Origin of the sequence: Streptomyces sp. CA-288835 (assembly GCF_050936385.1) — a bacterium.
Lineage (GTDB): Bacteria > Actinomycetota > Actinomycetes > Streptomycetales > Streptomycetaceae > Streptomyces.
On sequence record NZ_JBNJMW010000001.1, the window covers coordinates 9,053,240 to 9,064,901 of the forward strand.

The 11,662-nt window shown below is 69.4% G+C and carries 6 protein-coding genes; 2 read left to right on the forward strand and 4 right to left on the reverse strand.

Features of this window, described 5'->3' with window-relative positions:
* Nucleotides 1–446 precede the first annotated feature (446 nt).
* Entirely contained in the window at nt 447–3,287 is a 2,841-nt protein-coding gene (locus ACQEVY_RS40815; protein ID WP_432954978.1) for a beta-L-arabinofuranosidase domain-containing protein, read from the forward strand.
* 87 nt (nt 3,288–3,374) lie between these two features.
* On the opposite strand, the gene ACQEVY_RS40820 is transcribed toward ACQEVY_RS40815, so the two are convergent.
* Entirely contained in the window at nt 3,375–4,478 is a 1,104-nt protein-coding gene (locus tag ACQEVY_RS40820; protein ID WP_432954980.1) for a mechanosensitive ion channel family protein, read from the reverse strand.
* 336 nt (nt 4,479–4,814) lie between these two features.
* Nucleotides 4,815–5,777 carry a lysylphosphatidylglycerol synthase transmembrane domain-containing protein gene (locus ACQEVY_RS40825; RefSeq protein ID WP_432954982.1) on the reverse strand — a complete coding sequence of 321 codons (963 nt, stop codon included), beginning with the start codon at nt 5,775–5,777 and terminating at the stop codon, nt 4,815–4,817.
* 172 nt (nt 5,778–5,949) lie between these two features.
* Between ACQEVY_RS40825 and ACQEVY_RS40830 the strand changes: the two genes are divergently transcribed.
* Nucleotides 5,950–7,836: an ABC transporter ATP-binding protein gene (locus ACQEVY_RS40830; protein ID WP_432955657.1), complete on the forward strand. Its 1,887-nt coding sequence runs from the start codon at nt 5,950–5,952 to the stop codon at nt 7,834–7,836.
* 129 nt (nt 7,837–7,965) lie between these two features.
* Here ACQEVY_RS40830 and ACQEVY_RS40835 read toward each other — a convergent pair whose 3' ends face one another.
* Both ACQEVY_RS40835 and ACQEVY_RS40840 read right to left on the reverse strand, forming a co-directional pair.
* The gene (locus ACQEVY_RS40835) at nt 7,966–10,746 is read right to left on the reverse strand and encodes a LuxR C-terminal-related transcriptional regulator (protein ID WP_432954983.1); all 2,781 of its coding nucleotides are present in this window, start codon (nt 10,744–10,746) and stop codon (nt 7,966–7,968) included.
* Nucleotides 10,747–10,857: 111 nt separating this feature from the next.
* On the reverse strand, nt 10,858–11,274 hold the full coding sequence (locus ACQEVY_RS40840; protein WP_432954984.1) for a DUF7144 family membrane protein: 417 nt from the start codon (nt 11,272–11,274) through the stop codon (nt 10,858–10,860).
* Nucleotides 11,275–11,662 lie beyond the last annotated feature (388 nt).

Below are 11,662 nucleotides of genomic sequence, written 5' to 3' on the forward strand. Positions count from 1 at the left end.
TACGGCCCGTCCCTGGGCCCTACTTCTTGTTCGGGGCCCTGCGGAACGGGCCGTACGCAGCGGTCAGTTCACGGACGCGCCCCGATGGTCGTGCCGTTACGCGGGACCAGGAAGCCGGCGGCGGACGGGAGTGGTCGCCCCGACCGCGGAACGTTGCCGCATCGCGCCGTCGGGCGCCCTGGCACATCAGCCAACGGCCGACATTTCGAACGGAGTTCGGCAAGCCGGTCAGAACGTAAGGTGCAGGTGGGGCGGCGTCAAGACTTCATGAACGCCTGGCGACTTCTGCTGCCGGTGATGCTGTAGGGGCACTCGGTGCCAATCGTGACGTAACCATTGACGTGATCTCGCCCGCCTTTTACGGTCTGGTCGGTTATTCGAACCTTGATCGATATATCGGACAACGCCCCCACCTGACCAGAAGCTTGAGTAAGAAGAGGCCCCCCATGGCGTCATCCCCCTCCAGACGATCCCTTTTCCGCGCCGCCGCCCTGGTCGCCGCGACCCCGGTGATATCCGCGATTCCCGTCGGCCGAGCCGCCGCCGCGAGCGGTGCCTCCGCGGCGGCGGTCGCCGTTGCGGCCGGGCTGCCGGTGCCGTCCGCCTGGGCGGTGCGGCCGTTCGAGCTGGAGGACGTGAAGCTCGGGCAGGGCATCTTCGCCGGCAAGCGCCAGCTGATGCTCGACCACGGCCGCGGATACGACGTGAACCGGCTGCTCCAGGTCTACCGCGCCAACGCCGGCCTCTCCACGGGCGGCGCGGTCGCCCCCGGCGGCTGGGAGGGCCTGGACGGCGAGGCCAACGGCAACCTCCGCGGCCACTACACCGGCCACTTCCTGACCATGCTGTCGCAGGCATACGCGTCCACCGGCGACCAGGCGTACGCCGACAAGATCCGCACCATGATCGGCGCATTGACCGAGGTGCGCACGGCACTGCGCGGCGACCCGAAGCCGCTCGCCGTCACCGGGAAGTGGGGCGGTGCGCACGAGAACGTCCGGGGCTCGTACCAGTACGTCGACCTCCCGGCCGCCGTGCTCGGTGGTGCCGCGGCGATCACTCTGTCGGTCTGGGTGAAGCCCACGCACAACGCCAACTGGCAGCGGATCTTCGACTTCGGCAACGACAAGACCCGCTACATGTACCTGGCCGCCCGTAACGCCAGCGGAGTACCGCGCTTCGCCATCACCACCAGCGGGGCGGGCGGCGAACAAGGCCTCAACGGCACCGCCGCACTGCCGCTGAACCAGTGGAGCCACGTGGCGGTGACCATCTCCGGCAACACCGGCACGCTCTACGTCAACGGCGCACGCGTCGCCCAGAACACCTCGATGACCCTCAACCCGTCCGCCCTGGGCACCCTGACGAACAACTGGCTGGGCCGCTCGAACTTCTCCGACGACCCCGTGTTCGCGGGCGCCTTCGACGAGTTCAACGTCTACTCCCGGGCCCTGACCGCGGCCCAGATCACCTCGCTGCACACCAACGAGGCCAAGAACTCCGCCGCGGGGCGCGGCAACCTCGCGTCGTACGACTTCTCGGCCACCACCGGCGGCACCTTCGCGGACGCCTCAGGGCGCAACCTCACCGCCACCCTCCGCCGCACCTGGGGTCGGCCGAGCCACCCCGGGTACCTCGCCGCGTACCCGGAGACGCAGTTCATCCAGCTGGAGTCGATGACCAGCGGTGACTACACCAAGGTGTGGGCGCCGTACTACACCGCGCACAAGATCCTCAAGGGACTGCTCGACGCACACCTCGCCACCGACGACGCCCGGGCGCTCGATCTCGCGTCCGGCATGTGCGACTGGATGTACTCCCGGCTGTCCAAGCTGCCCGACGCCACCCTGCAGCGGATGTGGGGCATCACCTCCAGCGGAGAGTTCGGCGGCATCGTCGAGACGATCGTCGACCTGCACTCGATCACCGGCAAGGCCGAACACCTCGCGCTGGCCAAGCTGTTCGACCTCGAGAAGCTCATCGACGCCTGCGCCGCGAACACGGACATCCTCAACGGCCTGCACGCCAACCAGCACATCCCGATCTTCACCGGCTACGTCCGCATGTACGACGCGACGGGCGAGACCCGCTACCTCACCGCCGCGAAGAACTTCTGGGGCATGGTCATCCCGCACCGCATGTTCGGCATCGGCGGGACGAGCACGGCCGAGTTCTGGAAAGCGCGGGGGCTCATCGCGGGCACGATCAGCGACACCAGCGCCGAGACCTGCTGCGCGTACAACCTGCTCAAGCTGAGCCGGATGCTGTTCTTCCACGACCAGGAACCGAAGTACATGGACTACTACGAGCGGGGTCTGTACAACCAGGTCCTCGGCTCCAAGCAGGACAAGGCCGACGCGGAGAAGCCGCTGGTCACGTACTTCATCGGCCTCACACCCGGGCACGTACGCGACTACACGCCGAAGCAGGGCACGACCTGCTGCGAGGGCACCGGCATGGAGAGCGCCACCAAGTACCAGGACTCGGTGTACTTCACGAAGGCCGACAACTCCGCCCTGTACGTCAACTTGTACAGCCCCTCCACGCTGACCTGGTCCGCGAAGGGCGTCACCGTCACACAGGCCACGGACTACCCGAGGGAGCAAGGCACGACGCTCACCGTCAGCGGCGGCAGCGCGACCTTCGACCTGAAGCTGCGGGTGCCGTCCTGGGCGACTGCCGGCTTCCGGGTGACCGTCAACGGCAGCGCGGTCAGCGGAACTCCGAACCCCGGCAGCTACTTCACGATCTCCCGGGCCTGGCGCAGCGGCGACACCGTACGCGTCACCATCCCGTTCCGGCTGCGCGTCGAGAAGGCGCTCGACGACCCGACCCTGCAGACCCTGTTCTACGGCCCGATCAACCTGGTGGGCCGCAACTCCAGCACCAGCTACCTCCAAGTCGGGCTCTACAAGAACGCCGCCTTGTCCGGCGACCTGCTGCCCTCACTGACGCCGGTGTCCGGCAAGCCGCTCCACTACACGCTGAACGGCACGGAGTTCGCCCCCTTCTACGAGGGCACCGAGGACCGGACGCACGCCTATGTCCGCCGGGCGGAGCCCAAGGTCGTGTTCGGGAACACGGACTCTGGGATCGCCAACCCGGCGAAGTCCGACGGGACGACGCTGCTCGACGAGATCTGGGCGGGGGCGCCCTTCGCCAGCAAGGCCGCCCTGGTGACGCGGGTGCGGTCGACGGTGGACGCGTGGGTGTCCGCGGGCCGGCTCACCCAGGCCAACGGTCAGCAGGTGGTCGCCACGGCGCAGAACGCTACGTACGTGCCCTGACCGCCACGTACGTGCCCTGCCCCCCTCTCCGGGCGGGGCAACTGCCGGGGAGGTCACCGGTGTTGACACGGTGACCTCCCGCTCGGCTCATGCTTTCTGTGTGTCCACGGAGATGGTGGTGACGCCGTCCCACTGCGGCGGAATGGCCCCGCTGCCGTTCGGGCCGCCGTTCTGCAGCGCGATCGTCCGCGCGGGGGAGGGGATCCTGATGCCCTCGACCCGGTAGCGCGTGTGCAGCCGCTTGATGAACTCGTGCTTGATCCGGTACTGGTCGCTGAACTCGCCGACCCCCAAGATGACCGTGAAACTGATCCGCGAATCCCCGAACGTGTGGAAGCGGATGGCCGGTTCGTGCTCGGGCACGGCGCCCTCGACCTCCGTCATCACCTCGGTCACGACCTCGGCGGTCACCCGCTCGACATGCTCCAGGTCACTGTCGTAGCCGACCCCGACCTGGACGGTGAGCGTCATCTCCTGTTCGGGACGGCTGTAGTTGGTCATGTTCGTGCTGGACAACTGGGCGTTGGGGATGATCACCAGGTTGTTGGAGAGGTCACGTACGACGGTGTTGCGCCAGTTGATGTCGACGACATAGCCCTCCTCGCCGCTCGTCAGCTGGATGTAGTCACCGGGCTGGATCGTCTTCGAAGCGAGAATGTGGATGCCCGCGAAGAGGTTCGCGAGGGTGTCCTGGAGGGCCAGCGCGACCGCCAGACCGCCGACGCCGAGGGCGGTGAGCAGCGGCGCGATGGAGATGCCCAGGGTCTGCAGGACGACCAGGATGCCGATCGCCAGCACCACGACACGCGTGATGTTGACGAAGATCGTGGCCGAACCGGCGACGCCCTGCCGGGACTGGGTCACGGCCCGCACCAGGCCCGTGATGATGCGCGCCGCCGTGATGGTGGAGGCGAGGATGAGAAGAACCGTCAGGACCTGGTTGACGTTGTGATTGACCTGCCTCGTCAGAGGAAGGGCAGCCGCCGCGGCGGCCACACCGCCGGCCAGCGCCGCGATCGGTACCAGCGCGCGCAGCGAGTCGACGATGACATCGTCCCCGCGCCAACTCGTACGATCCGCGTGCTTGCCCAGCCAGCGCAGCAGCATCCGCAACAGGACGCCCGCCGCAAGCCCGACGGCCACCCAGACGCCGGCGATGATCATGTCGTGTGCGGTGAGATCGCGGTTCACCAACTGCCTCCCGTCGTTCTGGGAAGGGGGCGTACGCCCGGTATGTGATGTCTCGTCACTTCGTCACCTGCTGCTCGATTCCTGGATGTGCGCTCCCGCCGGGACGTCTGTGCGAAAACCGGCGGGCTCGCTCATCCTGCCGTATCCGCGCGGATGCCTCGCCCCTGGGCCGTTCTGAATCCGGCCATCGTCGTAGGCGCATCGGGTGTGTAGACGCCCGGCGTGTCTGGGGGAGGGCTTGCATGGAGTGATCACCGGCGGCTCAAGGGGCTGGAACCCGCCCTCGCCTTCACGGCGCCCAAGTTGGCCTGGATACGCCGCCTTTGGGGCCGGGCCTCAGATCATCTTCAGTCGCACCAGCGCGCCCAGCGTCAACGCCCCCGGCAGCAGCGGCAGCCACACCGTGATGATGCGGTACGCGAGTACGACCGCCGTAGCCACCGCGACCGGGCCGCCCGCCGCCACCAGCGCGACGATCAGCGCGGCCTCGACCGAGCCGATACCGCCCGGCGTCGGGATGAGGGCGACGGCGACCGTAGCCGCCAGATACGCGACCACGATGTGCAGCGGAGACACCGGCAGCCCCAACGCAAGGCTCACCGCGACCAGTCCAGCCGCCTGAAGGATCGGGAAGGAGAACGAGCCGCCCCACAATGCGAGCGCACGCGCCGGCCGGGTGTGCACGGAGCGCGCCTCACCGAGCGCGGTCCGCAGGAAGGTGGACAGGGCGGTACGCAGCCGTCGTACGAGCAGCAGAACCGCTACCGCGCCGCACGCCGCCGCTCCGGCGGCGATCAGCAGCGGGCCGACCGCCGCGTCCGGGATGAGCTTGTCGGGGCGCAGTGCGTCGGGGAAGGCGATCAGCAGGGCCAGCAGCAGGCCGGTCCTGGCTATGGCCTCCGCGAGCAGATAGAGCGCGAGGGCGGCCGAGGAGCGGGCCAGTGGAACCCCGCAGACCGCCATGAAACGGAGGTTGACGGCACTCGCGCCGAGCCCGGTCGGCAGCAGATGGTTGGCGGTGTTTGCCGCGAACTGCGTTGCGAGCAGGCGGCACTTGGGCAGCCGCTCGACCAGGGCGCCCTGCCGGGTGACGGCCGCCGCGACCCACGTCAGGCAGGTCGCCGCCCCTGCCGCCAGCAGCCAGGGCCACTTGGCCGTCGCCAGGTGGTGGAAGCCGTCCACGAGCACGGACCAGTGGCGCACCGCGACCACGGCCACGAGGGCGAGCGGAAGCAGGCACAGGATCTGGCGGACCGGTATGCGTCTGCGCAGGGTGCGGGGAAGTCGTACGTCCGTCACACCGGGAAAGGCTTTCCGTGCCGTGCCAACGGGGGGTTGCGTGTACGGGGACGGCGGCTTACGCGCCGCGCACGTTTCCTGGGATCAGGCGTCACGGCCTTGGATCACGCGTAATATCGGTCAGCCGCTTGACCTCAAGGTTGATTGAGGTTCTAGCGTCGTTCCCATGAGCATGGAAACCACAGCCTGGATGCAGCTGCACAGCGTCATGAACGCCCAGCAGGAGCGCCGCCCCCTCGCCCGCGCGACGCTGCGCCGCATCGCCGTCTTCGCCCGTCCGCACCGTCGCCGTATCGCGCAGTTCGTGGTGCTCAGCGTGGCCACCGCGCTGCTCGCCGTGGCGACGCCGGTCCTCGCCGGACGCGTCGTGGACGCGATCGTGTCCGGCGGCGAGGAGGGCACGGTCGTACGCCTTGCCCTGCTCATCGCCCTGATCGCGTTCGCCGAGGCGGGACTCGGACTGATGAGCCGCTGGCTCTCGTCGAGGCTCGGCGAGGGACTCATCCTCGATCTGCGGACGGCGGTCTTCGATCATGTGCAGCGCATGCCGGTCGCCTTCTTCACCCGCACCCGTACGGGAGCCCTAGTCAGCCGCCTCAACAACGACGTCATCGGCGCCCAGCGGGCGTTCAGCAACACCCTGTCCCAAGTGGTCGGCAACCTCGTGACGCTGCTGCTCACCCTCGCCGTCATGCTCACCCTGTCCTGGCAGATCACGCTGCTCGCCCTGGTCCTGCTCCCGGTGTTCGTCATCCCCGCCCGCCGCATGGGCCGCCGGATGGCGAAACTCCAGCGCGAGGCCGCGGACCTGAACGCCGCGATGGGCACCCGTATGACCGAGCGCTTCTCCGCGCCCGGCGCCACGCTGGTCAAGCTCTTCGGGCGGCCCGAGGACGAGTCGGAGGAGTTCGCGGCGCGGGCCCGGCGGGTGCGCGACATCGGGGTGCGTACGGCCATGGCGCAGACGGCGTTCATCACCGCGCTGACCCTCGTCTCCGCGCTCGCCCTCGCCCTGGTCTACGGACTCGGCGGCTGGTTCGCGCTGCGCGGCAGCCTGGAACCGGGCGCCGTGGTGTCGCTGGCGCTGCTCCTCACCCGCCTGTACGCGCCCCTGACCTCCTTGGCGGGAGCGCGAGTTGAGGTCATGAGCGCCCTCGTGAGCTTCGAGCGGGTCTTCGAGGTGCTCGACCTGAAGCCGCTGATCGCGGAGAAACCGGATGCTCGGGAGGTGCCGGAGGGACCGCTCTCCGTGGAGTTCACGGATGTCCGCTTCGGTTATCCGTCCGCGGACAAGGTGTCTCTGGCCTCGCTGGAGGAGGTGGCGTCGTTGGACACCCGTGGGGGCGCGGAGGTTCTGCACGGCATCTCGTTCCGCGCCGAGCCTGGGCAGACCGTCGCGCTTGTCGGCTCGTCCGGCGCCGGGAAGTCGACGATCGCGCAGTTGCTGCCGCGGCTGTACGACGTCGATGAGGGTTCCGTGCGTATCGGTGGCGTCGATGTGCGTGATCTGAGTGCCGAGTCGATGCGGGGCGCTGTCGGGATGGTCACGCAGGACGGGCATCTTTTCCACGACTCGGTGCGTGCGAATCTGCTGCTTGCGCGGCCCGATGCGGATGCCTCCGGCGACGATGAGCTGTGGGACGTTCTGCGCCGCGCCCGCCTCGAGGACCTCGTGCGGTCGCTGCCGGATGGGCTCGACACGGTGGTGGGTGAGCGTGGCTATCGGCTGTCCGGTGGTGAGCGCCAGCGGATGACCATCGCGCGGCTGCTGCTCGCCCGGCAGCGGGTGGTCATCCTTGACGAGGCGACCGCGCACCTGGACAACACGTCTGAGGCCGCCGTCCAGGAGGCGCTCACCGAAGCGCTGTCGGGCCGGACCGCGGTGGTCATCGCGCATCGGTTGTCGACCGTACGGGCCGCTGACGCGATCCTCGTCGTCGAGGCGGGGCGGATTGTGGAGCGGGGTACGCATGAGGAGCTGCTTGCGGTGGGCGGGCGGTACGCGGAGCTGTACCGGACGCAGTTCCAGAAGGGGGCGCCGCTCGAGGCGGTGGCATGAGCAGCGTCACACTTCCGGCAGTTGGCGCATGTGCGGGGCCGTGGGCCGGTGGGAGGGTGCGGGCACGTGGTTACTGGCGGCTCAAGGTGCCCGCAGCTTCAAACCGCCCCCGGAAAGCGCCGCTCGCGGTCAGAGCAGGTTGAGCTCCCGTGCTCGCCGTACCGCCTCGCCGCGACGGGAGACCACGAGCTTGCGGTAGATGCTCCGCAGATGCGTCTTGACCGTGTTGACCGACAGGCACATCGCCTCCGCGATCTCCTCGGTCGACATGACCTGTGCGCAGTGCTGGAGCACTTGACGCTCGCGTTCGCTGAGCTGCTCCACGACCAGGAGGGCTGAGGGGCTTCCGTCCGCGGGGAGGTCGGCCGTGCGCAACGTGCCGTTGACGGCCCCCGGCCGGGCCGTGAGCCATGCGTGCCTGTCGGCCGTATCGGGCCGCAGCTCCAGGAGATGCCCTACCCAGGGACCCGCCTCGAAGAAGGGGCGCCGCAGAGTAACGGGTCCGGCGGCGGCCAGCGCTTCGCCGAGCGTGCTGTGCGCTGTCTCGGTGTCCTTGGCCAGGATCGCGGCGTGGGCCCGTATCAAGAGGATGCCGACCCGCTCTGCGATGCCCGCATCCCGCTGACCGTCCGGTGGTGGCAGGAGACCAAGCGCCCGGCCCGCGTCGCCTGACGCGAGGTGGGCGCGGGCAAGGGCGATGACGTGCGACGACGCGTCAGGTCCGGCTCCGTCCAGGGCAGTGATCGCCGCTGCGGGATCGCCCCGGGCCAGCTGGATGGCCGAGGCCGCGAGGGCGATGCGCTGCGACGGCCACGGCGGCAGCGTGGGCGGACGAACCTCGGGTGCCCCGATGGCCGCGAGGGCGGCGCGCCAGCGGCCTTGCGCGAGGTTCAGCCGGGCGCGCAGCACCAGCATTTCGGTACGCGTGACCGGGTCATGCTCCGCGTCGGGACACTCGGAACCGAGGTCGAGGTGATGGCGGGCGTCCCGGAGATCCCCGCGTTCGAGGGCGACGCCGGACAGGGCGAGGTGGCCGATCCCGGACCGTCGCGCCGGCGGGACGGAACGGTTGCGGGCGGTCGCGAGGGCGAACCGGGCGTGTGCCTCTGCCTCGCTGAGTTCACCACGGAGGGTTTCCAGTAGGGCCAGCTGCCCGAGACTGTGGTGCCGCACGACGTCGGTCGCGCCGACGCAGCCGTCCGCCGCCGCGGCGAAGGCGGTGCGGGCGGCGCCGAGGCGTCCGGCCAGCAGCAGCCCGCGGGCCAGTCCGTACCGCCGTAGCGCCTCGATCTCCGGGTGCTCCGCGCGCCGCGACCGGGGCAGGCGCCCGGCGAGATCCAGGGTCCTGTCCGCCTCCTGAACGGCATCGCATCCGCGTTCGCGGTCTCGGGTGCCGGGCGAGCTGAGAAGCCGGAGCAGGCAGAGTGTCAGCTGTGTCTCTGGCGACGGCTGTGCTTGTGCGCTGCGTATGTTCTCCTCGGCTCGGTCCAGCTGCGCCCGGCAGCCCGCGAGGTCGTACTGAGCGGCGGCACAGGCGGCCGCGACGAGCGCGGACGCGGTTCCGGGGAGATCACGGGGCATACCGGCGAAGCAGCTCTCCAGCCGGTGGGCCTCGGGGCCGGTGAGCAGACGCCCGATCTCCAGGTGATCGACCACCCGGGCGGTGGCCCACTCCCAGTCCTCGGCCGTGGCCGCCTGCTCCAGTGCCTCGGTGAGCCGGCCGTGGCCGGCGAGCCAGACCGCGGCCCGGCGGCGCAGCCGGGGTTCGAGGCCGGGATGATGGTGGCGCAGATGCGTGCGGAGAACCTCGGCGAACAGCGGCTGGAATCGGCACCACCCCGTGCCCGCCACAGACTCGACGAAGGCGCCTGCGCGGGTGAGCCCGGCCAGGATCCACTCCGCGTCCTCACGTCCCGTCAGTGTGTTCGCCAGGTCGGGATGCACCCGGTCGAGAATGCTCGATCGCATCAGCAGGTCCCGGGTGGCCTCGGGCTGGGCGTCGAGGACCTCGGCCAGCAGGTAGTCGGCGACCGCGCTCTGGGACGCCGCGAAGGAACGGGCGAAGCCGTTCGGGTCGTCGGCCCGCTGCATCTCCAGGGCGCACAGCCTCACCCCGGCTGCCCAGCCTCCGGTGCGAGCCGTCAGGACATCGACGCTTTCCTCGCAGGACTCCAGACCATGTCCGCGCAGCAGCGCGGCGGCCTCTTGCCGGGTGAACGCCAGATCGGCGCTGCGGATCTCGCAGATCCGGCCCTGGGCACGGTAGCGGTGCAGCGGAAGCAAGGGGTCGACCCGGCTGATGACGACCAGGCGCAAAGTCGGTCCCGCGTGGCTCAGGACAAAATCCAGGGCCGAGGCCACCTCGCGTACGGGAACCTGGTCGAGTCCGTCGAGTACGAACACGACCGGCCGGTGCTGGTGGGCCAGCCCGGACGCGAGCCTCGCAAGCAAGGAGTGCTCGACGAACTCGGCGGACCCGGGCCGATCCGGGTCCTCAGGCAGCTCGACGTGGTGATGGCGCAGCGCTTCGAGTACGTACGCCCAGAACACCCCCGGCGCTCTGTCCTCATGCTCGGCGGTCAGCCACACCACGGGGCCCGGTGCCGTCCCCTCGGCCACCCACGAGGCGGCCAGCGTCGTCTTCCCCGCGCCCGCCGGGCCGGTGATCAGCGTCAGGGGGCCGGCCGTAGCCATGGTGAGCCGGTCCAGCAGCCGCTGCCGGCGGACGAGGGTCCGTGGCACGGCCGGGATCGCGAACTTCGCCGCCAGCAGCGGGTCACCCGTCGGCCCCCGGTGCGCGTCCGCGCCGCCGCTGCCGGAAGCCGGGACGTTCGCCGATGTGCGGGTGTCGCGGGCGTTGCTGGATTCGCCTTCGCCGTCCCACGCTGCTGAGGCTGTGCTGCGGGGCATGGCCACCACCCTCTGGGTGCGGCTTCCGGGGTGAGTGAGGCCTCAGCTCCATTTGACGGCCTCAAGCTCATGATCGCCACACGAGCCACACGAGAGAGGGGGCCGGCCCGCTCAGTGGGCCCTGGTCTCCGGCCGCACCACGCACAGTGCCCAGATGACGAAGGAGTACAGGGCGATCGCGATGATCGACCAGACCGGGTAGTAGGGCAGGGACAGGAAGTTCGCGATGATCAGGAATCCGGCGATCGCCACACCGGCGATCCGGGCCACGAGTCCGGCCTTGAACAGGCTGACACCGATGACGACCCCCAGGAATCCGAGGATCAGGTGGAACCAGCCCCACCCGGTCAGGTCGAACCGGAAGACGTACTGGGGCGTCGCGACGAAGAGATCGTCGTCGGCGATGCCCATGATGCCCCGGAAGATGTCGAGGACTCCGGCGATGACCAGCATGACCGCCGCGAACACGACGAGTCCGGAGGCAGCAGCCATCTTTTGGGGGGAGCGGCGGTGCACTGTCTGCGTCATGGCGTTTCCTCGATTCGTTGTGCGCCTGTATCAGGCGGGGATGTGCGCTTGTCTCAGGCAAGGATCAGAACGATGAAGATCGCCCAGGCGATGATGTGGAAGCGCGTGTGCGTATCCGGATTCGCTCTGTTCCAGATGCACACCGACGGTCAGCGTGATCACGATGTCCGATGGCAGCAGCACTACCCAGGTCGAGGGCGCTCCTCAAGGCGACGGCGAGGCCCCATGCGATGGCTGCCATGGTGATGGCCAGCAGGAGGATCTGGAAACCGTCCACGGCTTCAGCGTGCGGTCACCGCGGACGTGAGCACTCACCCGGGACGGGTGATTGTTGCGGGTGGCTCCTGGCGTCGCGGTCGTCAGGCCAGAGTGACCTCCACCGGCAGCT

Excerpts from the sequence above, each read along its gene's own strand:
- ACQEVY_RS40815 (WP_432954978.1), top strand. The coding sequence starts at position 447 with ATGGCGTCATCCCCCTCCAGACGATCCCTTTTCCGCGCCGCCGCCCTG.
- ACQEVY_RS40830 (WP_432955657.1), top strand. The coding sequence starts at position 5,950 with ATGGAAACCACAGCCTGGATGCAGCTGCACAGCGTCATGAACGCCCAG.
- ACQEVY_RS40835 (WP_432954983.1), bottom strand. The coding sequence starts at position 10,746 with ATGCCCCGCAGCACAGCCTCAGCAGCGTGGGACGGCGAAGGCGAATCC.
- ACQEVY_RS40840 (WP_432954984.1), bottom strand. The coding sequence starts at position 11,274 with ATGACGCAGACAGTGCACCGCCGCTCCCCCCAAAAGATGGCTGCTGCC.